Source organism: Thauera sp. (assembly GCF_047601425.1).
Classification (GTDB): domain Bacteria; phylum Pseudomonadota; class Gammaproteobacteria; order Burkholderiales; family Rhodocyclaceae; genus Thauera.
Genome location: NZ_JASGJL010000001.1, coordinates 2,575,428 through 2,600,391, shown reverse-complemented (window position 1 = coordinate 2,600,391; position 24,964 = coordinate 2,575,428). Strand labels below are relative to the sequence as shown.

General features: G+C 66.9%; 26 protein-coding genes and 1 pseudogene. 11 read left to right on the top strand and 16 right to left on the bottom strand.

What is annotated here, in order from left to right:
* From QM748_RS12670 to QM748_RS12630, 9 genes are all read left to right on the top strand, one after another.
* Entirely contained in the window at nucleotides 1-414 is a 414-nt protein-coding gene (locus QM748_RS12670; protein WP_415247293.1) for a hypothetical protein, read from the top strand.
* Entirely contained in the window at nucleotides 411-767 is a 357-nt protein-coding gene (locus QM748_RS12665) for a hypothetical protein (protein WP_415247292.1), read from the top strand. The genes QM748_RS12670 and QM748_RS12665 overlap by 4 nt, the downstream gene beginning before the upstream one ends.
* On the top strand, nucleotides 760-1,254 hold the full coding sequence (locus tag QM748_RS12660; protein WP_415247291.1) for a hypothetical protein: 495 nt from the start codon (nucleotides 760-762) through the stop codon (nucleotides 1,252-1,254). The genes QM748_RS12665 and QM748_RS12660 overlap by 8 nt, the downstream gene beginning before the upstream one ends.
* Nucleotides 1,251-3,383 (top strand): heavy metal translocating P-type ATPase, encoded by a 2,133-nt coding sequence (locus QM748_RS12655; RefSeq protein ID WP_415247290.1) that lies wholly within the window; start codon nucleotides 1,251-1,253, stop codon nucleotides 3,381-3,383. The genes QM748_RS12660 and QM748_RS12655 overlap by 4 nt, the downstream gene beginning before the upstream one ends.
* Entirely contained in the window at nucleotides 3,380-3,631 is a 252-nt protein-coding gene (locus QM748_RS12650) for a FeoA family protein (protein WP_415247289.1), read from the top strand. The genes QM748_RS12655 and QM748_RS12650 overlap by 4 nt, the downstream gene beginning before the upstream one ends.
* A 110-nt stretch (nucleotides 3,632-3,741) precedes the next feature.
* Entirely contained in the window at nucleotides 3,742-3,969 is a 228-nt protein-coding gene (locus QM748_RS12645; protein WP_415247288.1) for a FeoA family protein, read from the top strand.
* Nucleotides 3,969-6,296: a Fe(2+) transporter permease subunit FeoB gene (gene feoB, locus QM748_RS12640; RefSeq protein ID WP_415247287.1), complete on the top strand. Its 2,328-nt coding sequence runs from the start codon at nucleotides 3,969-3,971 to the stop codon at nucleotides 6,294-6,296. Before QM748_RS12645 ends, feoB begins: the two co-directional genes overlap by 1 nt.
* A gap of 10 nt (nucleotides 6,297-6,306) precedes the next feature.
* The gene (locus tag QM748_RS12635) at nucleotides 6,307-6,594 is read left to right on the top strand and encodes a FeoC-like transcriptional regulator (protein ID WP_415247286.1); all 288 of its coding nucleotides are present in this window, start codon (nucleotides 6,307-6,309) and stop codon (nucleotides 6,592-6,594) included.
* Between the two features lie 10 nt (nucleotides 6,595-6,604).
* Nucleotides 6,605-7,222, top strand: coding sequence for a hypothetical protein (locus QM748_RS12630; RefSeq protein WP_415247285.1), 618 nt, complete (start codon nucleotides 6,605-6,607; stop codon nucleotides 7,220-7,222).
* 19 nt (nucleotides 7,223-7,241) lie between these two features.
* Here QM748_RS12630 and QM748_RS12625 read toward each other — a convergent pair whose 3' ends face one another.
* The 10 genes from QM748_RS12625 to QM748_RS12580 all read right to left on the bottom strand — a co-directional run bounded on the left by QM748_RS12625 (nucleotide 7,242) and on the right by QM748_RS12580 (nucleotide 19,830).
* Complete coding sequence (locus QM748_RS12625; protein ID WP_415247284.1) at nucleotides 7,242-7,673, bottom strand: HMA2 domain-containing protein; 432 nt, start codon at nucleotides 7,671-7,673, stop codon at nucleotides 7,242-7,244.
* Between the two features lie 298 nt (nucleotides 7,674-7,971).
* Nucleotides 7,972-8,361 (bottom strand): DUF6746 family protein, encoded by a 390-nt coding sequence (locus QM748_RS12620; RefSeq protein WP_415247283.1) that lies wholly within the window; start codon nucleotides 8,359-8,361, stop codon nucleotides 7,972-7,974.
* Between the two features lie 65 nt (nucleotides 8,362-8,426).
* A complete protein-coding gene (locus QM748_RS12615) occupies nucleotides 8,427-9,803 on the bottom strand; it encodes a flavodoxin domain-containing protein (protein ID WP_415247282.1) in 1,377 nt (458 codons plus the stop codon).
* Between the two features lie 37 nt (nucleotides 9,804-9,840).
* Nucleotides 9,841-10,641, bottom strand: a complete 801-nt coding sequence (locus QM748_RS12610) for a DUF4198 domain-containing protein (RefSeq protein WP_415247281.1) — start codon at nucleotides 10,639-10,641, stop codon at nucleotides 9,841-9,843.
* A 34-nt stretch (nucleotides 10,642-10,675) separates the two neighbouring features.
* Nucleotides 10,676-11,188: a DUF2271 domain-containing protein gene (locus QM748_RS12605; protein ID WP_415247280.1), complete on the bottom strand. Its 513-nt coding sequence runs from the start codon at nucleotides 11,186-11,188 to the stop codon at nucleotides 10,676-10,678.
* A 19-nt stretch (nucleotides 11,189-11,207) separates the two neighbouring features.
* The gene (locus QM748_RS12600) at nucleotides 11,208-11,915 is read right to left on the bottom strand and encodes a PepSY-associated TM helix domain-containing protein (protein ID WP_415247279.1); all 708 of its coding nucleotides are present in this window, start codon (nucleotides 11,913-11,915) and stop codon (nucleotides 11,208-11,210) included.
* 214 nt (nucleotides 11,916-12,129) lie between these two features.
* Complete coding sequence (locus QM748_RS12595; protein WP_415247278.1) at nucleotides 12,130-14,526, bottom strand: TonB-dependent receptor domain-containing protein; 2,397 nt, start codon at nucleotides 14,524-14,526, stop codon at nucleotides 12,130-12,132.
* 437 nt (nucleotides 14,527-14,963) lie between these two features.
* The gene (locus QM748_RS12590; RefSeq protein ID WP_415247277.1) at nucleotides 14,964-16,397 is read right to left on the bottom strand and encodes an efflux transporter outer membrane subunit; all 1,434 of its coding nucleotides are present in this window, start codon (nucleotides 16,395-16,397) and stop codon (nucleotides 14,964-14,966) included.
* Nucleotides 16,398-16,420: 23 nt separating this feature from the next.
* Nucleotides 16,421-18,394: a MacB family efflux pump subunit gene (locus QM748_RS12585; protein WP_415247276.1), complete on the bottom strand. Its 1,974-nt coding sequence runs from the start codon at nucleotides 18,392-18,394 to the stop codon at nucleotides 16,421-16,423.
* Complete coding sequence (locus tag QM748_RS12580) at nucleotides 18,391-19,830, bottom strand: efflux RND transporter periplasmic adaptor subunit (RefSeq protein WP_415247275.1); 1,440 nt, start codon at nucleotides 19,828-19,830, stop codon at nucleotides 18,391-18,393. The genes QM748_RS12585 and QM748_RS12580 overlap by 4 nt, the downstream gene beginning before the upstream one ends.
* Before the next feature lie 275 nt (nucleotides 19,831-20,105).
* Between QM748_RS12580 and QM748_RS12575 the strand changes: the two are divergent.
* Nucleotides 20,106-21,102: pseudogene (locus QM748_RS12575) on the top strand (cytochrome-c peroxidase).
* A 115-nt stretch (nucleotides 21,103-21,217) separates the two neighbouring features.
* The gene (locus QM748_RS12570; protein WP_415247274.1) at nucleotides 21,218-21,634 is read left to right on the top strand and encodes a Fur family transcriptional regulator; all 417 of its coding nucleotides are present in this window, start codon (nucleotides 21,218-21,220) and stop codon (nucleotides 21,632-21,634) included.
* A gap of 72 nt (nucleotides 21,635-21,706) precedes the next feature.
* Here the strand turns inward: QM748_RS12570 and QM748_RS12565 are convergent, their stop codons facing one another.
* The 6 genes from QM748_RS12565 to QM748_RS12540 form a co-directional block, all read right to left on the bottom strand.
* Complete coding sequence (locus tag QM748_RS12565) at nucleotides 21,707-22,132, bottom strand: ExbD/TolR family protein (RefSeq protein WP_415247273.1); 426 nt, start codon at nucleotides 22,130-22,132, stop codon at nucleotides 21,707-21,709.
* A complete protein-coding gene (locus QM748_RS12560; RefSeq protein ID WP_415247272.1) occupies nucleotides 22,133-22,900 on the bottom strand; it encodes a MotA/TolQ/ExbB proton channel family protein in 768 nt (255 codons plus the stop codon).
* Between the two features lie 4 nt (nucleotides 22,901-22,904).
* On the bottom strand, nucleotides 22,905-23,657 hold the full coding sequence (locus QM748_RS12555) for an energy transducer TonB (protein WP_415247271.1): 753 nt from the start codon (nucleotides 23,655-23,657) through the stop codon (nucleotides 22,905-22,907).
* Between the two features lie 160 nt (nucleotides 23,658-23,817).
* The gene (bfr, locus tag QM748_RS12550; RefSeq protein WP_415247270.1) at nucleotides 23,818-24,297 is read right to left on the bottom strand and encodes a bacterioferritin; all 480 of its coding nucleotides are present in this window, start codon (nucleotides 24,295-24,297) and stop codon (nucleotides 23,818-23,820) included.
* Nucleotides 24,294-24,533 (bottom strand): (2Fe-2S)-binding protein, encoded by a 240-nt coding sequence (locus QM748_RS12545; RefSeq protein WP_415247269.1) that lies wholly within the window; start codon nucleotides 24,531-24,533, stop codon nucleotides 24,294-24,296. Before QM748_RS12545 ends, bfr begins: the two co-directional genes overlap by 4 nt.
* A 40-nt stretch (nucleotides 24,534-24,573) precedes the next feature.
* Nucleotides 24,574-24,783 carry a hemin uptake protein HemP gene (locus tag QM748_RS12540; RefSeq protein ID WP_415247268.1) on the bottom strand — a complete coding sequence of 70 codons (210 nt, stop codon included), beginning with the start codon at nucleotides 24,781-24,783 and terminating at the stop codon, nucleotides 24,574-24,576.
* Between the last annotated feature and the right edge of the window lie 181 nt (nucleotides 24,784-24,964).

Sequence of the window (24,964 nt, the reverse complement as noted above, 5' to 3'; positions counted from 1 at the left end):
ATGTTCCCGCTACTACCTTTCGTCGCCGGCGTGCTGACCGGTGCAGTTGCCCTCCGTCTGGCCAAGGCCGACAAGACCAAGGCGGGTGTCGAAGCCGGCGTGGAGAAAGCCCGTGCCGGCATGGAGAAGGCCCAGGGCACGCTGCGCGGTGCCGCGGTGTCCAGCCTCGAGGCCATCGAGAACGCCTCGGCGCGTGCGCGCAAGCGCCTAAGCGCCGAAGAAGCTCCGGCAGCCGATGCCGTCGAAGACGCTGCCCCTGCCGATGCAGGAGCCCCCGAGCAGGCCGAAAAGCCGGCGCCGGCACGCAGGAAGCGTGCGCCGCGCGCCGCGGCCAAGCCGAAGAAGGCAAAGGCCGCCCCCGCTGCGAGCGCCGAGGCCGGACCCGGCACGGCCGGGGAGGGCGCCGAATCATGAGAAACACGATCATGACCTACGGTGCACCGGCGGGTATGCCGGTCGGTGTGCCGCTTCGCGCCAGCGGGGCGACCTTCATGCAGGGCTTCGTCGCCGGGGGCTGCCTGTCGGCCTTCCAGGACCGCCCTGCGCAGCTTTGTTCGCCCTCGCCGGCCGAACTGAAGCGGGTGCTGCGCCATGCACTGCAGGGCGGCACCGCGCTGGCTGCCGGCACCTGGGCAGCGGCCGCCGTCCGCCAGCAGAACTACGCCGGCGTGCTGGCCGCTGCCGCGGTCGGCGCGGCCGGCGTGCTGATCATCGAACGATTGCTGCGCGACAGCGCGCAGGCCGAACAGGAGAAGCATGATGGCTAAGAAGAACAAGCACGGGCGCGGCAGGCGGGCGATGCAGGACGACGCCTGGCCTGGCCAGGCGTGGCCCGGCCAGCCGCCCAATGCGCAATATGGTGCCCAGTATGGCCAATACGGCCAGCCGTACGGAGCGCAGCAGCCCTGGGGCCAGTACGGCATGGCGAGCGACCTGCCGGGCGGTCTGGAAGCCGGTTTTGCCCAGGGTTTTGCCCAAGGCATGGGGCCGATGCCGCAGCAGCCGGCCGCCGATGGCGGTTTCCTGCAGAACATGCCGGCCTTCCTGCGCACCGGCAATACCGAGCAGTTCCTGCTCGGCGCGCTGATCGGCGCGGCAGCGGCCTGGGTGCTCAGCGATGAAGAGCTGCGCGGCAAGATCGTCAAGTCGGCGATGAAGCTGTATTCCGGCGTGGCCGGCGGCTTCGAGGAAATGAAGGAGCAGATGGCCGACATCCGCGCCGAAGTCGAAGCGGAGCGCCACGGAGACGCATGATGGACGCCGGCTGGATGTCCGCGCTCGAACCGGTCCATGCCACGCGTGGCCGTGCGCGCTGGCGCTATACCTGCCGCAAGGGGGCGCCGCTGGAAGCGCGCGCGATCGAGCGGGCGGTGGAGGCGATCGGCGGCGTCAGCAGGGCGCGGGTCAATCCGGCCGCCCGTTCGCTGGCGGTCGAGTTCGATCCGGCTGCCGCCACCGCCGACCGCATCGCGCTCGACATTTTGCGCATGGCGCCGCTGCCGCGCCCGCATGCGGAGAGCGGAGAACCCAGCGCCGCGCCGGTGGCGCTGAGCGCGGCCACGCTGCTCGCCACCCGTTCGCTGCAGCCCGGGCTGCAGGCGCCGGTGGCGGTGGGCACGGCGATCCCGCTGCTGGGCGAGGCGGTCGATGACTTTCTCGAGAAGGGCGTGACCTCGCACGTGCTGGAAGCGATGGCGGTGGCGATCTCGATCGGGCGCAAGGACTATCTCGCGGCGAACATGACCTCCTTCCTGCTCGCGCTGGGCGAGTACCTGGAAGCCTCGATCGAGCGCCGTTCCGACGACCTGCTGAAGCACTTGTTGAAGCCCGACGTGGGCGAGATCTGGGTCGAGCGCGACGGCGAGGAGATCCAGCTCGACGCCGCCGAAGTGCGCGTCGGCGACACCGTCATCGCCGCCACCGGACGGGTGATCCCGGTCGATGGCACGGTGCTCGGCGGCGAGGCGATGGTCAACGAGGCGACGATGACCGGCGAGAGCGTGCCGGTCGCGCGCCGCCGCGGCGACGCGGTGCTGTCCGGCACCCTGGTCGAGGAAGGCCGCCTGCGCATCTACGCCGAACGGGTCGGCGCCCAGGCCGCGGCGGCGCGGATCGCGGACTTCGTCGAGCATTCGCTGGCGGTCAAGAGCGCCACCCAGCTCGAAGCTTCGCGCATGGCCGACCGCCTGGTGCCGATGGTGCTCGGCCTGGCCGGCGCCACCTGGCTGGTCTCGGGCGACTGGCAGCGGGTGGCGGCGGTGCTGCAGGCCGATTATTCCTGCGCGTTGAAGCTGTCCACGCCGGTGGCCTTCAAGGCCGCGATGTACGAGGCCGGCAAGTCCGGCATGCTGGTCAAGGGCGCGAAGGCGCTCGAACGCCTGGCCGAGGCCGACACCTTCGTCTTCGACAAGACCGGCACGCTGAGCACCGGCAAGCTGGAAGTGACCGATTCGATCGCCTTCAAGCCCGGCTACTCGCCCGAAGACCTGATCAACCTGGCCGCCTCGGTGGAAGAGCACTATTTCCACCCGCTCGCGCTGGCGGTGGTCGAAGCCTCGCGGCGGCTGCACCATCCGCAGCACTTCGACCACAAGGAAGTCGAATTCATCGTCGCCCACGGCGTGGCCAGCGTCATCGACGGACGGCGCATCGTCGTCGGCTCGCGCCATTTCGTCGAGGACGACGAGGGCATCACCACCCAGGCGCATCGCGACACCATCGAGCGCCTGCACCTGGAAGGCAAGACCCTGCTCTACATCGGTTTCGGCGGTGAACTGCTCGGCGTCATCGCCCTGCGCGACAGCCTGCGCAGCAACAGCGCGGCCACAGTCACGCGGCTGCGGCGCCTGGGCGTGAAGCGGGTGCTGATGCTGACCGGCGACCATCCCGAGCGCGCACGCGCGATGGCCGATGAGTTGGGGCTGGACGAGTTCCACGCCGGGCTGATGCCCGAGGACAAGGCCCGCATCCTGCAGGAACTGGCTGCGCAGGGGGCGCGCATCGCCTTCGTCGGCGACGGCGTCAACGATGCGCCGGCGCTGAGCGGCGCCCACGTCGGCATCTCGATGCACAACGGCGCCGACGTCGCCCGCCTGGCGTCCGACGTCGCCTTGCTGGAAGACGACATCGCGCGGGTGGCGGACGCAAAAGCCCTGTCGATCGCCACCAAGCGGCTGATCGACAGCAATTTCAAGCTCACCGTCGGCCTCAACACTTCGATCCTGTCGGCTGCCGCTTTTGGCCTGCTGACACCGGTGGCGGCCTCGGCGCTGCACAACGGCAGCACCATCGCCATCCTGCTGCGGGCGCTGGCCGGTGCCGGCCTGCCGCGCGGCCGGCGTGCGGGCAAGGCGCTGCCGCGCGAAAGGAAGGTGACTGCATGAACGCCCCGAACCGTTCCAATGCCTTTCCGCTGGCGATGGCGGGCGAAGGCGAACCCGTCCGCGTCGTCAGCATCCTGGGCGGCTCGTCGATGGCGTTGCGCGTGGCCGAGCTGGGCCTGAACGTCGGCAGCGAGCTGATCGTGCGCCAGCGCCAGGGCAGCGGGCTGGTCGTGGGCCGCGGCGAGACGCGCTTCGCGCTCGGCGGCGGCATGGCACACAAGATTCTGGTGGCGCGGATCGAGGACTGATATCGATCTGGATTCAAGGTGGTGACGAGGCTGGAGACGGGGCCGCGCCGCCTTGAATGCAAATCAGTATGAAGCTCGCTGCGCCGAATTGATTGGATTGGAGTTTTCAGATGATGCTCAAACAACTCGCGGTGGGCGACCGCGCCAAGGTGTCCGGTTTCTCCGAGGCGGGCAGCCCCTATCGCCGCAAGCTGCTGTCGATGGGCCTGACGCCGGGGGCGGAACTGCAGGTGATGCGGGTCGCACCGATGGGTGATCCGGTCGAGATCCGGGTGCGCGGCTTCGCCCTGACCCTGCGCAAGGGCGAGGCGGACGCGCTTACGGTAGAGAGGCTGTGATGAAAGACGAATACATCATTGCCCTGGTGGGCAATCCGAACTGCGGCAAGACCACCCTGTTCAACGCGCTGACCGGCTCGCGCCAGCGTGTCGGCAACTGGCCCGGCGTGACGGTCGAGAAGAAGAGCGGCGAATACGGCCACGATGGCCTGCACTTCGAAGTCGTCGATCTGCCCGGCACCTATTCGCTGGACGTCGTGGACCGCGAAGTCTCGCTCGACGAGAGCGTGGCGCGCGACTACGTGCATGCGGGCGAGGCCGGACTGGTCATCAACATCGTCGATGCCTCCAACCTCGAACGCAACCTCTACCTGACCACCCAGCTCGCCGAAATGCGGGTGCCGCTGCTGGTGGTGCTCAACATGGTCGACGTCGCCCGCGACAAGGGCATGCGCATCGATGCCGACGCGCTGTCGCGCCGCCTGGGCGTGCCGGTGATTCCGGTGGTCGCGTCCGAAGGCGAAGGAGTGGATGCGCTGAAGGCGGCGATCCGCAAGGCGGTGCAGGCGCACCAGCCGGCGAGCGCCACGGTGGACTACCAGCCCGAACTCGAGCAGGCGATCGAGGCCTTGCGGCCGAAGCTCGAAACGGCGGCCCAGTCCGCCGGTACCTCGCCGCGCTGGCTGGCGGTGCGGCTGCTCGAAGGCGACGATCTGGCGCGCTCGGCGGCGGGCAGGGAACTGGCCGCCGAAGCCCAGCGGCTGGGCGGCGAGCTGGGTGAGGATCTCGACATCATGGTCGCGGACGCGCGCTACGGCCTCGCCAACAGGATCGCCGGCGAGACGCTGTCGGTCAGCGGCCGGGTCGGCCGCGACATCACCGACCGCATCGACCGCGTGGTGCTGAACCGGGTGCTCGGCATCCCGATCTTCCTGTTGATGATGTACCTGATGTTCCTGTTCACCATCAACATCGGCGGCGCCTTCATCGACTTCTTCGACCAGTTCACCGGCGCACTGCTGGTCGATGGCCTGGGCGAACTGCTGACCGCTATCGGCGTGCCCGAATGGCTGACCGTCTTGCTGGCGAACGGCATCGGCGGCGGCATCCAGGTCGTCGCCACCTTCATTCCGGTCATCGGCTTCCTGTTCCTGTTCCTGTCGGTGCTGGAGGATTCGGGCTACATGGCGCGCGCGGCCTTCGTCATGGACCGCTTCATGCGCTGGGTCGGGCTGCCGGGCAAGTCCTTCGTGCCGCTGATCGTCGGCTTCGGCTGCACCGTGCCGGCGGTCATGGCGACGCGCACGCTGGAGCACCGCCGCGACCGGCTGATGACGATCGCGATGGCGCCCTTCATGTCCTGCGGCGCCCGCCTGCCGGTGTATGTGCTGTTCGCCGCCGCCTTCTTCCCCCAAGGAGGGCAGAACGTGGTGTTCGGGCTGTACATCATCGGCATCGCGGCGGCGGTGCTGACCGGCCTGGCGCTGCGCCACACGCTGCTGAAAGGCGAACCGACGCCCTTCATCATGGAGCTGCCGCCCTACCACCTGCCGACCGTCCGCGGCGTGCTGATCCACGCCTGGGAACGTCTGCTGGGCTTCATCATCCGCGCCGGGCGGGTGATCGTGCCGATGGTGCTGGTGCTGAACGTGCTCAACTCGATCGGCACCGACGGCACTTACGGCAACGAGGACAGCGACGCCTCGGTGCTGGCAGAGATCGGCCGCAGCATCACGCCGGCGTTTACGCCGATGGGCCTGACCGAGGAGAACTGGCCGGCCGCGGTCGGCATCTTCACCGGTGTGCTGGCCAAGGAAGCGGTGGTGGGCACGCTGGATGCGGCCTACTCGGCGCTTGCCGCCAAGGATGCCGGCGACGAGGCGGACGAGGAAGAGGAGCCCTTCGACCTGGGTGCCAGCATCGCCGCGGCCTTTGCCACGATCCCCGAGAACCTGGTCGATGCGCTGGGTTCATGGGCCGATCCGGTCGGGCTGGACGTCGGCGATCTCAGCGACGCCGAGGCGGTGGCCGAGGAGCAGGAAGTGTCGACCGGCACCTTCGGCGCGATGGCGGCCCGCTTCGACGGTGCTGCGGGAGCTTTCGCCTACCTGCTGTTCATCCTGCTGTACTTCCCCTGCACGGCGGCGATTGCCGCGGTGTACAACGAGTCGGGTACGCGCTGGACGATGTTCGTCGCCGCCTGGACGACCGGTCTGGGCTACGGCCTGGCGACGATCTTCTACCAGGGGGCAACCTGGGCGCTGCATCCGGCTTCGTCGATGGCCTGGATCGGCGGCATCATCGTCTGCTTCGCCGTCGTGCTGTGGTCGCTCAGGCGCTACGGCGCGCGTGAGGACGGCGGCCTGCCGCTGCCGCAACAGGTTTGAGGAGGCCGAGATGATCCTGTCCCGTCTCAGTACCTATCTGCGCGAGCGGCGCCGGGCCAGCGTGGCCGACATGGCGCTCGCGCTGGAAAGCACGCCCGAGGCGCTCGGGCCGATGCTGGACACGCTCGAACGCAAGGGCCGCGTGCGCCGGATCGAGGGCGAATCGGGCTGCGGTTCGACCTGCTGCAAATGCGATCCGGCGACGGTGGCGGTGTATGAATGGACCGCCGCGGAGACCGCGGGCGCTGGGCAGCCGGGGGCGCCACAGCCGGGGGTGCCTCAGCCGGGCATCAGTTGAGGAGCGGATCGTGGTGGTCGCGCCTGCCGCGCCGGTTCTGGTCGTGATCGGCATCCACCGCGAGGAGCTGGCCTTCGGCCGCGAAGTCGCCGCCGCACTGCCGCCGGGCGAGGTCGAGGTGCTGGAAATTCCCGATGGCCTGTCAGGGCGCCGGCCGCGGCCGGACCAGCGGTTCCGATACGGCCTGGCGCATGAAGCGCTGTACCTGCAGCTGCTGCCCCACATGCGCGGCCGCCACCGGCTGCTGATCGACCTGCATGTCGGCGCCGATCGTGATGGCCCCTGTGCCGACCTCATTTGCGGCGATGCGGCGTTGGCCGACCGGCTGCAGGCCGGGCTGGCGCATGGACCGGGCGGCGAGCCTGTGGCCGGTAGTCCGGTGGCTGGCGTTCCGGCGGCCGCCGCCGTGCGTGTGATCAGGCTGGGCTCGCCGGATGGCATTCCCACCCGTACCGTGATTCCGGAACGGATCTGGCGCAATCCGGCCTTTCTCTACCTCTGCATGGAAATCTACCTGCCGGACGATGGCCCCGCGCGGCCGCAGGCGGTTGCGCTGGCAAGGCGATTGATCGGCCTTGCCGCGCAATGCCTCGATGATGCCGTGACGGCGCCGGACTGTAGCTGTTGAACCCGCCCTGCCTGCGCTTTCAGCGCAGCAGGTGGCGGCGATGCACGCCGAGATGCACGCCCAGGCAGGCGACGAACGCGACGCCGGTGGCAGCATGCCAGCGCTTGTTGCCGGTGGCGGCCAGTGCCAGCGAGGTCGCGAGACTGCCCATCATGCCGATCTTGGCGCAGCGGTTCACCTGCATCCGCAGCGAGCGCGTGCCGGCGGGGCGCTGCGGCACCGCGAGTGCCTTGTCGATCAGTGCCTCGACTTCATTCTCGAGCCTGATCGGGTCGGTCCTGTCCGGCGCATAGTGCAGCACGATGCTGCCGGCCGCGGCGTTGGGTTCGACGACGACCACGCCGTCCACGCGCTTCAGCTCGGCTTCGACCTGCGCCAGACGGGCCCGATTGCGCAGCGCCTTGTCGCGGATGCGGATGCGGCCCGGCAGTGAGGAGACGACGCGGCTCATCGGCGGCCTCCGCGATAGGCGGCTGTTTCGCCTGGGTGACGGTCTGCCCGGAGGCAGTGCTTGCAGGGTTGCGTGCGCATGGGTATCGGGCCGGACGAGCCAATCTGGAATCAGCAAGTCGGCGACTATAACCCAATAATGAGAATCGGACTTGTTATGTTTTTGGCGCGTTGATGGAGCAACGACGGTGGCTGGCCGGTGCGATGACTCCGCCAGGCTTGCCGTGCCGGCGACCCTTGCAATGGAAGGCGCCTGGGCGCCTTTCGAGAAATATCCGGTCGAAGAGACCGGCGCAGGCTCAGTGAATCAGCTTCTCGATTCCACTCAGATAAGCCCTGCCGTAGTCGATGACGGCGTCGCGATCCAGGCCTTCGCTGGAGAAGTGCATGTCGGTGACGATCTTGTGCAGGCGCTTGGCTTCATCGCCGCCGAGCGCCAGCAGCGCGTCTTCGAGCGTGTAGCACAGGCTGTGGACGTCATGGATGTCGTATTCGCCCATCTCGCCGTCCAGCAGTTCCTTCAGCTTGGCGTTGGTCTCGCGCAGGATGGCGATCGTCTCCTCCTTCGATTCGCCCTTCTTGGCTTCGTAGTGGTTGACACGCGGTGCGCTGTCCTCGGCATGCAGGGGCAGGCTGCCCAGCGTGCCGAAAGCGGCCAGGGCGAGAATGGCGAAGCTTTGCTTGATCATGTTTTCTTCCTTGTCGTCGAGTTGGATGGAATCCCTGGCATGGCGGCCTGGTGGGGCCGCCATGTTCAATAGATGTCGCGGCGGTAGCGGCCTTCGTGCGTCAGCCGTTCGAGGGTTTCGGCGCCGAGAATGGCCGCCAGGGTTTCATGTACCGCCGGCCCCATGCCCACGGCGTTGCCGCAGACGTAGATCGCAGCGCCGCCATCGACCCATTCGCGTACCGTATCGGCGGCGCCGGCGAGGCGGTGCTGCACGTACTCCGCCGGTTCGTCGCGAGAATATACGCGGTCGCAGCGCGCCAGCAGATCCTGCTGCTCGAGAGTCTCGATTTCCGCACCGTGGAAGTCGTCGAAGGCCTTGTTGCGCTCGCCGAAGATCAGCCAGTTGCGTCCGTCGCCCTGGCGGGCGCGCAGGCGCAGGTGGGCGAGCAGGCCGGCGAGGCCGGTGCCGTTGCCGATCAGGATCAGCGGCCGGTCGGCATTGTCGCCGATGCGGAAGTTGGGATGGGGGCGGATGCGCCCGCGCAGCACCAGGCCGGTGCCGGACGCGCCGGCCAGCAGCGAGGACATCAGGCCCGGGGTGCCGTCCTGTCCTCTGACCTGGCGCACCAGCAGATGAACCGCAGTGTCCTCGGGTAGCGATGCGATCGAATAGTCACGCGGCGAGCTGCCTTCGTCCGGCGGATACAGCTGCAGCAGGTCGCCCGCTTGCCAGTCGGGTTGCGGAACGGGGCGGGCGTCCGGTCCGTCGCTGTCAACCGCTTCCAGTTCGACGTGCCAGGCCGGTCCGCCGGCGCTGCCGGGGTTGAGGTGGCATTGCCGGCGCAGGCGCCAGAAGCCGAGCGCCGGCAGGGCGCTTTCGGGCAGTTCGGCAAGGCCTGCGAAGGCAGCCAGCCGATGGCGCCAGGTGGTGAGTGCGTCGCCGTCGGCACGATCGACGTCGATGCGCGGAAACATCGGCGCGGCGCCGCAGGCTTCCAGCCAGGCGTCGAGGCGGCGGCCGAAGCCGCAATAGTTCGCGTAGGTGGAGTCGCCCAGGGCGACGAGGCCGTAGCGAAGCTCGGCCAGCGACGGCGCCTGTTCCATGGTGCGTTTGACGAAGCGCGCCGCATTGTCCGGCGCGTCGCCTTCACCGCAGGTGCTGGCGATGAACAGGGCCTGGCGGCAGCCTTTCAGGCTGGCCGCGTCGACCACGTCGAGTGCGCACAGGCGCACGCCGACGCCGGTCGATTCGAGCGCCGTGGCGGCTTCCTCGGCAAGTTCGCGGGCGAAGCCGCTCTGGCTGGCGAAGGCCACCAGCACCGCGTCGGCACCCGTCGCGTTGTGCGCGCTGGCGCGCTTGCGGTGGCTGCTCCAGATCCGCAGGCAGAAGGCCGCATAAGCGGCGATCACGCCTGCGGCCGGGCCGACGCGGCTGATTTCGAGACTGCTTATCATCGGCATTCAGGCGGCCCGCCGGCGAGCAGCGGGCCAGCCCTGGTCATTGCGCCAGCACTTCCAGCGTGGTGACGTAGGACAGGCGGCGCTCGACGTTTGCCATCGTCTCGCTCTTGCCGGTGACGCCGGCCTTCAGGTAGTACATGCCCGGGTGCTGCCAGGTGTGGCTGATCTGGCCGTCGGCGTTGGTGGTGAGGGTGATCTTTTCCAGCTGGTCGCGGTAGCGGGTGCCGGCGCGGATCATCTCGATTTCGATGCCGGCGGCGGGCTTGCCGTCGACGGTGAAGCTGAACACCGCGGGCGAGCCTTCGTACAGGTCGTTCGGGTGGGTGACCGGCACCAGCTCCAGGCCCTGGCCCGTCGGCTTGATGTCGGTGGGGCGGCCGACGGTGACGAAGGTCTCGAGGCGCGACACGCCTTCGCGGATCGTCAGCTCATCTGCCTTGGCCGGCACGTTGGCCGCCATCTCGGCCTGCGAACCGCGCCAGCGCTTGGTTTCGCTGCCTTCCTTCCAGCTTGCCATGATGCTGGCGTTGGCGATGGCCAGGCGATAGGTGCCGGCGGCCTGCAGGTTGGCGTCGAACACCGTGCGCAGCTTGCCCTGCACCATGCTCTCGGGCTCGACCTTGCTGCCGTCGGCGGCGGTGATCGCCAGGGCATTGACGCCCAGCGGACGGTAGTTGAAGTAGAAGATGTCATTGGACACGGCCGCGTCAACGGTGATGTAGCCGGGGCTCGACAGCACGGTGGAGGACGGCAGCAGCCAGAATTCGTGCGCTTGCGCGGCCGGCATGGCGGCGGCAAGGGCGAGGGCGGCAACGGCGAAGTGCTTGTTCAGCTTCATGGGATTTCTCTCCTCGGGTCGGATGGCGGGTGGATCAGGGCTTGAGCTGGACGGCGATGGTGCCGAGTTCGTGTTCGCCGCGCGCTTCGTTGCGGCTGGCCGAGGCCGGCGGCCATTGCAGCGGCACGGTCACGACTTCGCGGCCGCCATGTTCGCGCGAGGCTTCGACGACGAGGCGGTATTCGCCCGCTGCCAGCTTGCCGAGCGGCGTCTGGCCTTCGGTGAAGCTCAGCTTGTGCACGCCGGGGTTGCGGGTGGCGGCGGTGACGCCGTCGATCGGCTGCTCCAGGTCGCGGCCGGTGCGGCGCCACCACAGGCGCATGTCCTTCAGCCACTTGGCGCCTTCGGCGTTGCGCATCTTGACGTCGTACCACACGGCCAGGTTGGCGGCGACCGAGTTGTCCGGGCGCTCCAGCCAGGCAGCGACGTAGGGGCGGCGGTAGTCCGACACGTCGATGCGCGGCAGCTCGATGTCGACCTCGATGCCGGCGGCGAACGCGGAACTGGCCGCGAGCAGGCCAGCCGCGAGGAACAGGGGTTTGTGCATGGATGACTCCTGGGCGGGGTTAATGGACGAAAAGCAGGATGAGCACGGTGGGCAGCACGATGCCGAGCCCGACGACAGGCCACACCGAGGCGCGGTTGGCGGCATGGACCTGCAGGATCAGCAGGCCGGTGACCGAGAACACCACACAGGCCACGGCGAAGATGTCGATGAACCAGCTCCAGGCCTCGCCGGAATTGCGCCCCTTGTGCAGGTCGTTGAGCCAGGCGATCCAGCCGCGGTCGGTGAGTTCGTACTCCGCTTCGGCATCCTGCAGATCGAGGCGCAGCCAGGCGTCGCCGCCGGGGCGGGGCAGAGCGAGGTAGATTTCTTCCTCGGACCATTCCGCGTCCCTGCCGGACACCGAGATGCCGAGCGCTTCGGCCGCCCAGTCCGCTGCCTCGGCGGGCAGCGGCCGCTCCGCCGGGGCATCCTCGTCGGCTGCCAGCCGGCGCAGCGCCTCGGCCACGGCGTCGGGCACGACCGCCGTACGCGTCTCGATGACGGGCTTGGATTCGATGGCGCCGGAGTGGTTGAGGGTGATGCCGGTGATGGCGAACATCAGCATGCCGAACAGCGACACCGCGGAGCTGATCCAGTGCCATTGGTGCAGCGTCTTGAGCCAGTTGCCGCGGCGGGCCTGCTGACGGGCGGCGGCCTGGTGGCCGGACGCGGAAGTGGAGCTTGCGCTGGGCGTGCGGCGGCTCGGCGAGTCAGGAGAGGTCGGCATCAGTAAAGCGCGGTTCCGTCGGTTCGAATGCCCGATGCGGTGTGCGTAGCCGCAGGATGTCGGGACCTTGAGCCGGGAATTCTAATGTTGATAATCATTCGCAACAATAAGATTTTTCGAATTTGTTGTAGTTTTTTGTACGTCGTGCGGCCCAAAAGAGAGCCGCGCCGGCAGGGCCGGCGCGGCTCGTCATGCAAGGCGAAAGCTATCTATATCAGAACCGGGCGTTGACGCTGATCCAGAAATTACGCGCCTTGTCCTTGTTGTTGAAGTCGTCGAGGTAGCTGGGCTGCCAGCCGTTGATGCACGTGGTTCCGGTGGTGCAAGCGACGAAATCGGTCTTGTAGGTGGTGAAGTCCTCGTCCAGCAGGTTGTTGATGCGGCCGTTGATGGTGACGTTGTCGGTCACGTGGTAGCTCGCGCCCAGGTGGAAGACCTCATAGTCCTTGTAGTGTGCTTCCTTGCCGTTGATCACGCCGCGGTAGCGCTTCGAACGTGCTTCCATGGTCAGGAAGACGTTGAGCCTGTCCATCACCTGCCAGTCCAGCGTGGTGTTCATCATGTGCTTCGCCGTCTGGTTCAGCGGCCTCCCCTTGTTCACGCCGCTCTTCTGCTCGCTGTCGGTATAGGTGTAGTTGCCGCGCAGCGCCCACGCTGGCGAGATCTGCCAGCGGCCAGCCAGTTCCAAGCCCTGGATCACGACCTTGTCGATGTTCGTGGCCTTGTTGGAGGTGGTGTAGCCGAGATCGGCATATTCACCCGTGCTGGCGCATGGCAGCGAGGTAGCGGGGCCGCAAGGCTGCGAGGAAATCTTGTCCTTGAAGTCGTTGCGGAAGATGGTGGCGTTGAAGCTGTGGCCGTTCGGGTGGTTCCAATACACCGCCAGTTCGGTATTGCGGCTGGTTTCCGGTTCCAGATCCGGGTTGCCGAAGAACGGGCTGGTGCCCTGGCCGCCGAAGCCGGTGATGCCGTCGTACAGGTCGGTGGTCTTGGGCGTCTTGAAGCCGGTCAACACGCCGCCCTTCAGGGTCCATTGCGGGTTCAGGTTGTAGATGCCATAAACGCGCGGCGAAACCTGGTTGCCGAAGATGTCGTGGTCATCGTAGCGGATGCCGGCGGTCAGCGTGAAGGCCTCGGTCGCCATCCAGTTGTCCTCGATGAACAGCGACCACATCTTGTGGTCCTGGACCTTGCCCGGCGTGCCGGACTCGAGGCCGAACACGCCGTCCTTCAGTTCGCCGTCGATGACCTGGCCGCCGATGACCAGCAGGTGCTCGCCTGCCAGGTTTTGCAGCGGGATGTCCAGTCTGGCGTCCAGCGTGTATTGGTTGCTCTGCAAGGCGCGCTTGCGGCGTGGCAGGAAGGCGGCTTCGGCGGCAGCCCTGCGCTCGGCCTGGCTCATGCCGGCATATGGGCCGGTGCCGTCGAACATTTCGAGCAGCTGTTCCCGTTCGGCCACGGTGAAGGGCATGGTGCGGCCCTTGTTGTCGGTTTCGACGTAGGACAGCGAGATGAAGCTGTTGCCGAAATCCCACTTGCCTTCGTGAGTCAGGGACCAGGCGTCCCGTGTGAATTTTTGCTCGTCAACATAACCCACCTGCGGGTTGGCGCGGCGGCTCCAGGTGCCACCGTTGCTTGCGCATGCTCCGGCACTGTTGCCGGTGGCCCCCTGGCAGTAGTTCCCCGCGGACCAGATGGTATTGATGCTGTCCACGGTGCCGAGCGGGAAGCTGGTCCTTCCGGTCGAGGGGTCGACGATGGGCTTGTTGTCGTACTTCTGTCTGGAGATGTCGTAATCGAAAGTGATGCGCTGGCGTGTGTCAGGCGTGAAGATCAGGCTGATGCCGTAGGCCTGGTTGGTGTTGTCGACGGTCTTGCCGCCGCCGCCGAAGCCCAGGCTGCGAGGGTGGACCGTGCCGTCGGGAGCGACCGACGAGGCGTATTCGGGGGTGGAGGATTCGCGGTCGTAGTAGCTGCCGCGCAGGGATACGCCGAGTGTGCCGGGCAGGATCGGGCCGCGGATGGCGAAGTCGGTGGTGGTGTCGTCGCCGAAGTCGTTGTCCGACTGGAAGGTGCGGCCGACGGTGACCGAGCCGGACCACTTCGTGATGTCCTTCTTGGTGATGATGTTGATGACGCCGCCCATGGCGTCGGCGCCATACAGCGTGGATGCCGGGCCGCGGATGACTTCGATGCGCTCGATCGCGTCCAGCGGCGGAATGTGGTTGAACTGGTTGCCGCCGAAGCTGTTGGGATAGATGTCGCCGTGGTTGTTCTGGCGCTTGCCGTCAACCAGGACCAGCGTGTACTCCGAGCCCATGCCGCGCATGCTGATGGTCTTCTGGCCGGTCTTGTCCGCAGTCTCGCCGACGTCCACGCCTTCCAGATCGCGCACCGCGTCGATCAGGGTCATGTAGGGCTTCCGGGCGAGTTCTTCCTGGGTGACGACGGAGATGCTGGCCGGGGCATCGGTGATCTTCTGCTCGAAGCCGGCCGCGCTGACCACCACCGAGCCGAGTTGCTGTTCCTGGGCGAAGGCCGCGCCGGCAGGGAAGATCAGGCCGATCAGCAGAGCCGTGCGCCGCAGGCGCGGAGTTGCAGTATGTGCCATGAAACGGGGTCCTTGGTTGATGTCAAGAAAGTTGGCTGGCTTCCCGACAGGCACTTACGCTGCAGGTGGCTGGCTACGATTTGTCAAATTTATGCAAACAATAATGATTCGTAACAAGCATTGCAAAGATTTGTTCGTTCTTGTGACGGATTTGACTTCGATTTTGTTGCATCAGTGACACAAGTTCGTCCCGGATATGGCATTCATATCGGAGCTGTGCCCGCTTCAGGGATAGGGATGGCCCGCCCAAAACAGGGCAAGCGGGGTGTGGAGAGAATTGCTGCGACGTTCGCGTCGCCGTTGGGGGGCTGGTTCCGCCGGGGGCGTGAAGCGCGCAGGATGGCGCCTCCCCGGGAGGGATCAGCTTTGGCGCAGCTTGTTGGGGCCGGCCGGCCCCATGGGGAACTCGGCTGCGTTGCGCAGCCGGTGCGGCAGGTTCAGCCTTCGGTCGTGCCGGTCGGGGAAGGCGGCATGATCCAGCCGCCGCCGAGCACTTTATACAGATCCACCGCGGCATTGAGGCGCGACAGGCGCTGCTGCACGATCGAATCCTGTACCGAGAAGAGGCTGCGCTGGGCGTCGAGCAGCGAGGAAAGGTCGTCGCTGCCCTCGCGGTAGCGCAGTTCCGAGAGCCGCAGCGCGCGTTCGTACTCGGCGCGGATGGCGAGCTGGGAGGCTTCCTGCTGCTGGCTGCGTTCGGCGTTGGCGGCGGCGTCGTCAACTTCCTTCAGCGCGGTGAGCACCGCCTTGCGGTAGTTTTCGAGGACCTGGCGGCGTTGCGATTCGCTGGTCTCGACCGCGCCGCGCAGCCTGCCGCCGTCGAAGATCGACTGCAGCAGCGAGATCGCCAGGGTGCCGCTGGAGACCGGATTGGAAAGGTTCAGCAGGCCGAACTCGCCGCTGGACAGGCCGCCGCTGGCGCTCAGGCTGAGCTTGAGCGGGAACAGCGCGGCACGGGCGACGGTGATGTTGGCGTCGGCCGCGGCGAGCTGCGCTTCGGCGGCGGCGAGGTCGGGACGGCGTACCAGCAGCTCGGCCGGAACGAAGGGGGTGACGTCGGGAATCGCGAGCGGGTCGAGGTTCCGTCCGGCGATGTCGAAGCCCACCGGCGTGCTGCCGACGAGGATCGCCAGCGCGCGCAGCAACTGGCGTTCGGTGACTTCCAGCGGCAGGATGGCATCGCGTTGCGCCAGCACGGTGCCGCGCTGGCGGCTGAGGTCGAGCGCCGAGGCGGCGCCGTTGCGGTAGCGCGCTTCGACGATCCTGAACAGGCGTTCGGCGATGGCGAGATTTTCGCGGGCGATGTCGAGCCGCGCGCGTTGCGACAGGATCTGCGTGTAGGCGTTGACGACGCCCGCGACCAGCGACAGCCGGGTGGCTTCGTAGTCGTAGCGGGTGGCGGCGAGGCTGTGGCGCGAGCCTTCGTAGCGGGCGATGTTGCTGCCCCAGACGTCGATTTCGTAATTGATCCCCAGGCTGGCCTGGGAGCCTCTGCTGTTGCTGGAGCCGTCGCTGTCGCGGCTGCCGGTGGTGCTGGTGTCGAGGCGCAGGTCGACGGTCGGGAACAGCGAGGCGCGGGCGCTGCGGGCGGCGATTTCGGCCTGCAGCACCCGTTCGGTGGCGACGGCGAGATCGGGGCTGCCGGCGAGCGCGCGTTCGACCAGCGCATCGAGCTCGGCCGAGCCGAACTGCCGCCACCATTCGGCATCGATCGAACCGGCAGCGCGCTCGTTGGCGGCGGCCTCGTCCCAGGTGGCGGGGATGTCCAGCGGCGCGCCGGGATGGGTGATGGGCAGTGCGCAGCCGCCGGCGGCGAGCGCGACGGCGACGGCGAGCATGGCGGGCAGGGTGCGGAGGGGCGAAGCGGGCATGGGCGGGCGGAAGGGCAGGGGAGTCATTCGGAGGCGAGCGCGACGACGGGGTCCAGCCGGGCGGCCTTGCGCGCCGGCAGGTAGCCGAATACCAGGCCGGTGGCGAAGGCGCAGCCGAAGGCGAGCACGACCGGCAGCAGGGTGTATTTCACCTGGGTGCCGAAGAAGGCGATGATGGCCGCGGTGCCGAGCCCGGCGGCGACGCCGATGGCGCCGCCGATCGCCGACACCACCAGCGCCTCGATCAGGAACTGCTGCAGGATGTTCCTCATGCGTGCGCCGGTCGCCATGCGGATGCCGATTTCGCGGGTGCGTTCGGTGACCGACACCAGCATGATGTTCATGACGCCGATGCCGCCCACCAGCAGCGATATCGCCGCCACCGCGCCGAGCAGGATGGTGAGGGTGTTCTGCGTCGCGGACACGGTGTCGATGACCGAGGCCATGTTGCGGATCTGGAAATCCTCCCGGCCATGGCGGTTGATCAGCAGCGCGTGCACGTCGTCCTGGGTGTCGTCGATGCGGTCGACGTCGGCCACCGCCACGGTGACGTTGCGCAGGAAGCGCTGGCCGGTGATGCGCAGGCTGGACGTGGTGTGCGGCATGAAGATCACGTCGTCCTGGTCCTGGCCGAAGGAGGTGGCGCCCTTGCCGGTCATGGTGCCGATCACCTGGAAGGGGATGTTATTGACCAGCACGTACTGGCCGATGGGGTCGGCGCCGGCGAACAGGGCCTTGGCGACGGTCTGGCCCAGCACCGCGACGGTGGCGTAGCGGGAGACGTCGTCGGCAGTGAAGAAGGTGCCGGTGGCGACGGCCCAGTTGCGCGCGACCACGTAGTCCTCCGAGGTGCCGTTGATCTGGGTGCGGTGGTCGTTGCCGCCGTAGCGCAGCGTGACGTTGCTCGACTGTTCGGGCGCGGCCGCACGGACGTTGGCCAGATCGCGGATCGCGTCCACGTCCTCGGGCACCAGCGTGGCGGTGGTGTCCCGCCCGCGCTGGTTGGGGGCGCCGGGGCGGATGGTCAGCAGGTCGGTGCCCATGGCGCTGATCTGGTCGACCACTTTCTGCTTGGCGCCGTCGCCGATGGCGAGCATGGCGATCACCGAGGCGACGCCGATGACGATGCCGAGCAGGGTCAGGATGGTGCGGAACAGGTTGGCGCGCAGCGCGCGCAGCGCGGTGCGGGTGGCTTCGATGATGTCGGTCACCGACGAGCTGCGGTCCACCTGCGGGCTGAAGTCGGGCTCCGGGCCTTCGGGCAGGCGCGGGCCGGGGTCGGCGACGACGTGGCCGTCGCGGATCTCGATGACGCGCTGGGCCTGCTCCGCCACTTCGCGGGCGTGGGTGATCAGGATGATGGTGTGGCCGTCGGCGGACAGCTGCCGCAGCAGTTTCATGACGTCTTCGCCGCTCTTGCTGTCGAGTGCGCCGGTCGGCTCGTCGGCGAGGATGATGCGGCCGCCGTTCATTAGCGCGCGCGCGATCGAGACGCGCTGCTGCTGGCCGCCGGAGAGCTGGCTGGGGCGGTGATGGCCGCGTTCGGCGAGGCCGAGCGCGGCGAGCAGGGACTCGGCGCGGGCATGGCGTTCGGCCGGCGGCATGCCGGAATAGATTGCCGGTACTTCGACGTTCTCGCGCGCGGTGGAGCCGCCGATCAGGTTGTAGCTCTGGAACACGAAGCCGAAGGCTTCGCGCCGCAGGCGGGCGAGCTCGTCGCGGTCGAAGCCGGAAACGTCCTGTCCCATGAAGCGATAGGTACCGCTGGTGGGGCGATCGAGACAGCCGAGGATGTTCATCAGCGTCGATTTGCCCGAGCCGGAGGCGCCCATGATGGCGACGAACTCGCCGGGGTGGATGGAGAGGTCGATGCCGTGCAGCACGCGCGTCTCGATTTCGCCATTGACGAAGGTCCGCGTGATGCCGCGCAGTTCGATCAGCGGCTGGGCGGCGGCCGCTGCGCGTGCCTCGGCGGGAGCGAAAGCTTCGCGTTTCACAGCCGCGGCCCCGGTCCCATCATCGGCGGGCGGTTGGCGCCGGGCTGAGCCCCGGGCTGGCTGGCTGCCGGCACTGCGACACCGGCCACGACCCGGTCGCCATCTTCCAGGCCGGACAGCACTTGTGCGGACACCCGGTTGGAGACGCCGATGGTGATGCTGCGCTCCTCGATGCTGTTGTCGGCCTTGAGAACCCGTACCGTCGCCTGGCGCGGTGCGCCGGGAGCGGCCTGGCCGCCTTCGCGCGGGCCGCGGTTGGCACGCCGGAAGGCTTCGCCGCCGCCTTCGGCACTGGCCTGGCCCTGCGGGCGCGGGCCGCGGCGCTCGCCATCCGGCCCGCCAGAACGGCGCGCATCGCTGCCGCTCCCGCCTTCGGCGCCTGCCGCCTGCGCACGCGGAGCGCGGCGTTCTCCCTCGGCCGCCTCGGTGCCGGCCCCCTGCGGCCGCATGGGACGGATCTGGCCCAGCGCGCCGAGCGGCACCTGCAGCACGTCGCGCGCCTGGGCGACGACGAAGTAGACCTGGGCGGTCATCTGCGTCATCAGTTCGCCGTTGTCGTTGGGCACGTCGAACAGTGCGTTGTACAGCACCACGTTGTTGGTGACGGTGGGCGTGGGTTCGATCTTGGCGAGCTTGCCGTACCAGCGCTTGCCCTGGCCGCCCAGTGTCGTGAAATAGGCGTCCATGCCGGTTCGCAGCCGGCTGATGTCGGCTTCCGACACCTGGGTCTGCACCGTCATGGTGGTGAGGTCCGCCACCTGCAGGATGGTCGGTGCGGACTGGTTGGTGTTCAGGGTCTGGCCCTGGCGGGCGGAGATGGAGACCACGGTGCCGCTCATCGGCGACAGGATGCGGGAGTACTGCAGATTGGCTTCGTCGGCGCGCAGGCTGGATTCGTTCTGCTCGATCTGGGCGCGCAGCGCTTCGAGCGAGGCTTCGGCCGACTTGGCGCTGGCTTCGGCGGTCTGCAGGCTTTCCTGGGTGGTGGCGTCCTCGGCCATCAGGGCCTGCTGGCGGCGAAGCTGGATGCGGGCCAGCGCCAGCTGGGCTTCGCGGTCCTTGAGCGTGGCGCGCAGGTTGCGCAACTGGGCGCGCGAGGCATCGACTTTCGACAGATAGACGGTGGAATCGATTTCGCCGAGCAGGTCGCCGGCCTTCACCACCGAACCGACCTCGACATGGATCTTCTTCAACTGGCCCGAGACCTGGGCGCCGACATCGACGTAGTCGCGCGGCTGAAGCGTGCCGGTGGCAGTGACGACGTCCTCGATGTCGCCATGCTGCACGGTCGCGAACTGGTAGGCGGAAGTGCCGTTGCTGCCTGAAAGGTGGGGCCAGGCCAGCCAGGCGCCGGCGCCGGCAAGGGCGAGAACCAGTACGGCAAGTCCGGTGCGCAGGGCGCGATTCTTCTTCGGGCGGGAGGGTGAGGCGGTCATCGTCTGCGTCGTTCTGTGATTCGGAAGGGTTGGGAGGGGGCGGAGCCGGAATATCGGCGCTGCGCCCAGTATCTGGACGTCGCCAAGCATAGTGACTGGCCTATGTCGGCGTGTATCGAATTGCAGCCCTGCGTGAAAAGCGGCCGCCGCAAGTGGATGTTTCTTGATGCCGGTCAACAAGCAGCCCGGAAGAGCTAGGTCTAATGGCTGTGGAAATTTAGACGCCGTCTAAAAACGGTGGCATGGCATTTTCGATGCGTACAAGGAGAAACAACATGAAAATCAAGGCAATTGCAGTTGTTGCCGCACTCGTCATGGCAGGCTCCGCCTGGGCTGCCACGGTCCGTGACGAGCCGATCCAGCCGATCGAACCGGCCAAGGCCGTCGAACCCGGCAATGGTCGAATTGGGCAAGAAGCTGTATTTCGACCCGCGCCTGTCGCGTTCCGGCTTCATTTCCTGTAATTCCTGCCACAACCTGTCGATGGGCGGCAGCGACAACCTGAAGACCTCGATCGGCGACAAGTGGCAGCAAGGCCCGATCAACTCGCCCACCGTGCTGAACTCCAGCCTGGCGGTGGCGCAGTTCTGGGACGGCCGTGCGGCCGACCTGAAGGAGCAGGCGGGTGGCCCGATCGCCAACCCTGGTGAAATGGCCTTCACCCACGACCTGGCGATCGATACGCTGCGCTCGATTCCGGGCTATGTCGCCGAGTTCAAGGCGGTGTTCGGCTCCGCGGCGATCAACATCGACAAGATCACCCGTGCGATCGCCGCCTTCGAGGAGACGCTGGTGACGCCGAACTCGCCGTTCGACCAGTGGCTGAAGGGCGACGACAAGGCCCTGACCGATCGCGAACTGGCCGGTTACGGCCTGTTCAAGGAAAGCGGCTGCGTGGCCTGCCACAACGGTCCGGCGGTGGGCGGCACGTCGTTCCAGAAGATGGGTCTGTTCGAGCCGTACAAGACCAACAACCCGGCCGAAGGCCGTGCCGGCGTCACCGGCAAGGACGAAGACCGCATGAACTTCAAGGTTCCGACGCTGCGCAACGTGGAACTGACCTATCCCTACTTCCACGACGGCGAAGCCGCGACGCTGGAACAGGCGGTCGAACTCATGGGGCGCCTGCAGCTGGGCCGCAAGTACAGCGAGCAGGAAATCGCCGACATCGTCGCCTTCCTGAAGACGCTGACCGGCGACCAGCCCACCTTCGTGATGCCGCTGCTGCCGCCGTCGTCCAACGACACGCCGAAGCCGAATCCCTGGCAGTAAGGCGGTGCCGATGGCCCGGCCGTTCCGCGTGGCGGGATGGCCGGGTGTTTCTGCAGGGATGGCGCAAGCGCCATCCCGATGACAAGATGAGGCTCGGACGGGTCCAGAGAGAGACATGAACGTTCATACCACCGAAGATGCGATCGCCTGCCTGCGCAGCGTCGGCGTGCCGATCACCCAGCAGCGCATCGAGATTGCGCGAGTGCTGTTTGCGCGGCCGGTGCATCTGTCCGCCGACCAGGTGCTGGAGCGGGTGCGCGTCAATGCGCCCGAGACTTCGCGCGCCACGGTCTACAACACGCTGCGCCTGTTCCGCGAGAAGAACTTGCTACGCGAACTGATCATCGATCCGGACCGGGTGGTGTTCGATTCGAACACCGATCCGCACTACCACCTGTATGACGTCGATACCGGCGAAGTGAGCGATGTCGCCGCTGATGAGCTCAAGGTCGTCGGCGTGCCGCGCCTGCCCGAGGGCGTCGAACTGGAGCACCTCGACGTGATCATCCGGGTGCGCAGCAAGCGTGCCTGAACGTATTGGCGGTGGACGCGATACGGGCCGCATCGAGCGGCCCGCATCGTTTGTGCTGCCTTTTTGTTCCGCTCAGTTGGGCGCAGTTTCCGGCTGGGTGATGAAACCCATCTTCTCGATGCCAGCCTCGCGTGCCTGCGACATGACTTCCGCCAGCTTCTGGTAGCGCGTCTCGCGGTCCGCGCGCAGATGCAGTTCGGGCTGGGGCTTCTTCTCGGCCGCCGCCTGCAGCCGCAGCGGCAGCGCAACCTCGTCGAGCGGCTCGTTGTTCCAGAACAACTGGCCTTCGCCGTTGATCGCCAGCGACACGGTTTCAGGTTTTTCCTCGTTCGGCTGGCTCGACGCCTGGGGCAGGTCGATCTTCACCGAGTGCGTCAGCAGCGGTGCGGTGATCATGAAGACGATCAGCAATACGAGCATGACGTCGATCAGCGGAACCATGTTGATTTCGCTTTGGAGGGGACGGCTGTCCCCGTTGTTGAAGCCGCCGAATGCCATTTACGCTGCTCCGTTGGCCGGTGCTGCGTTTCCCGCGGAAGCCGCCGGACGTCCCTTGGCGTTGGCTGCCACGCTGACCGGAGCGATGCGGGAGCCGGTCGAGAACCAGGCCTGCAGGTCGTGGGCGAAGGCGTCGAGTTCGGACAGTTCGATGCGGTTGGCACGGGTGACGGCGTTGTAGGCCAGCACTGCCGGGATCGCGACGAAGAGGCCGAAGGCGGTCATGATCAGCGCCTCGCCGACCGGACCGGCGACCTTGTCCAGCGTCGCCATGCCCGAGGCGCTGATGTTGACCAGTGCATGGTAGATGCCCCACACGGTGCCGAACAGGCCGACGAAGGGGGCGGTGGAGCCGATCGAGGCCAGCACGGTCATGCCCGACTCCAGACCGGCCGTGGACAGGGCAATGGACTTGCGCAGCGAGCGGGTCAGAACTTCATCGGCATCGAGCTTGCTGCCCAGCGTGTCGTTGCCGGCATGGCGACGGATGTGCTGCGCTGCGGCGGCGCCCTGCTGGGCGAGCGCTTCGAAGGATGAATCGGGTGCCTGTTCGCTGAGGCGTTTCAGGCCGGTTTCAAGGTTGGGTGCAGTCCAGAACGCTTCGATGGCACCCACTTGACGGCGCGTGCGCAGCTGGCGCAGGCCGCGCACCAGAATCAGATACCAGCTGGCGATCGACATCAGCATCAGGATCACGGCGATGGCACGGATCACGAGGTCGGATTGCGCCCACAGATGAGCGATGCCGAAGGCTTGCGTTGCTTCCATTGTTTCAGTTTCCAGTGAGTTTGAAGACGATCGGCACCAGCACCCAGGCTTCGACCGGCGTGTCGCCACGCTTGGCAGGGATGAAGCGCCAGCGGCTCACCGACTGCTCGGCGGCGCGGTCGAGGCGTTCGGAACCAGAACTGGTGCGGATCTCGATACGGCTCGGCATGCCGTCGATCGAGACCAGCACGCGCAGCATGACCTGGCCTTCTTCGCGCAGCCGGCGCGACAGTGGTGGATAGGGCGGTTTCGGGTTGTTGAGATAGTCGGCGTCGAAACGCGCGCCGGTGACCGGCCCGCCACCTGTCGGCGGTCCGGGGGGCGCTGCGCTCGATGGCGGCGGTGCAACCGGCGTGCTCGGCGCAGTGTCGGCGACTTCGGCCGTTTCTGCCGGAGCGGGTTCGGGCGGCGCTTCTTCCTGGGTTACCGCGGTCGGCGATTCCGTCACCTTGGGCACCGGCTTGGGTTTCGGTTTCGGCTTGGGTTTGGGAACTTCCTTCGGCGGCGGAGGCGGCTTGACTTCCGGCTTTACCGGCTCGGGCGGAGGAGGCGTCTCGACCGGGGTGGGTGAGGTCTGCTCGATCGCCGGCTCGGCCGGGATCAGCGCGACGGCGATGCTGGTGATTTCAGGCGTTTCGACAGGGCGGTTCGCCAGATGGGCGATGCCGGCCATGCCGGCCAGGTGGGAGATGACGACCAGCGTTGCCACGCCGAAGCGCTGGATTCCGCTGCCGTACGAGACGTGCGGCGCGGCCAAGGGGGCCCCCTCCTGCGTATCGGCGGCTTCGTGTCGAAGTTTGAGCGGATCGGGAGATGGGTTGAGCGGCAACGTGAGGGCTGGGGCTGCTGAGGTCATCTGTCGGGGAAAAAATGCGCCCCGCAGGGCGCATGCCATTAGGCAAATTTTTATCGTTGAATCAGGAGGCCTGCGGCTCCATCTGCGACTGCAGGTAGTTTTGCAGACCGACGCTGTCGATCAGGCCTAGCTGGGTTTCCAGGTAGTCGATGTGTTCTTCGGTGTCGTCGAGGATGTGCTCGAACAGCTCGCGCGACACGTAGTCCTTACAGGACTCACAGTACTGGACGGCCTCGACCAGGTTGGCTCGGCCGCCGAGTTCGAGCGTGAGGTCGCCCTGCAGGCATTCGGGCACGTGCTCGCCGATCAGCAGCTTGTCGAGGTTCTGCAGGTTGGGCAGGCCTTCCAGGAAAAGCACGCGCTCGATGAGCATGTCGGCGTGCTTCATCTCCTCGATGGATTCTTCGTATTCGTGCTTTCCGAGCCGGTCGAAGCCCCAGTTCTTGTACATGCGGGCATGCAGGAAATACTGGTTGATCGCGGTCAGTTCGATGGTGAGTTGACGGTTCAGGTACTGAATGACTTTCTTGTCGCCTTTCATACGGCCTCCAGGGCAAGCGGGAACATGGGCCGGGCGAACATGGTGGTGCTCGCTTCGGACGTACTGTCGTGTTCCGCCAACGCCGAACGCAGGCAGTCGTGCGCACATTTCGCACAACGCCCGCATTCGGCCGTCACGCCCAGATCCCGGCGCAGATGGCGCAGGGTCGTCGCACCCTCGCGCACGGCGGCGACGATTTGGCGATCGGTGACGGCGTTACACACACAGACGTACATATTTTAGCCTCGCTGCTCGATTCCGCCTGAAGGATGGCGCTTACTTGGTCAGGATCAGCTTGCCGGAACGCGTCGCACGCAATACGTAATGCACACCCTGATGGACGATGGTGACCGCGTTTCGTCCGGCGAGCAGTACGTCGGTGGACAGGGGCAGCCCGGCGGGCAGCGCGCAGACTGCGGAAGGCGCTGAATCACCGGACTGAAACCGATCGGCCTGCGCCGTATGCTGCTCCTGTCGGGAATGCATTTCGTGCTTGCACCAATAATAACGATTCGCATTACATCACGCATTACTGCAAGGAGTCAATGGTGCCGGTGAAGATGTGCACTATCCCGGCCCCGGGGCCGGGTCTGTGCCGCTTTCGCCATGTGCGAAACGTGCGGTGTCGGATGGGGCTGGCAGGGCAGAAATGGAGTGAGCGCGGCAT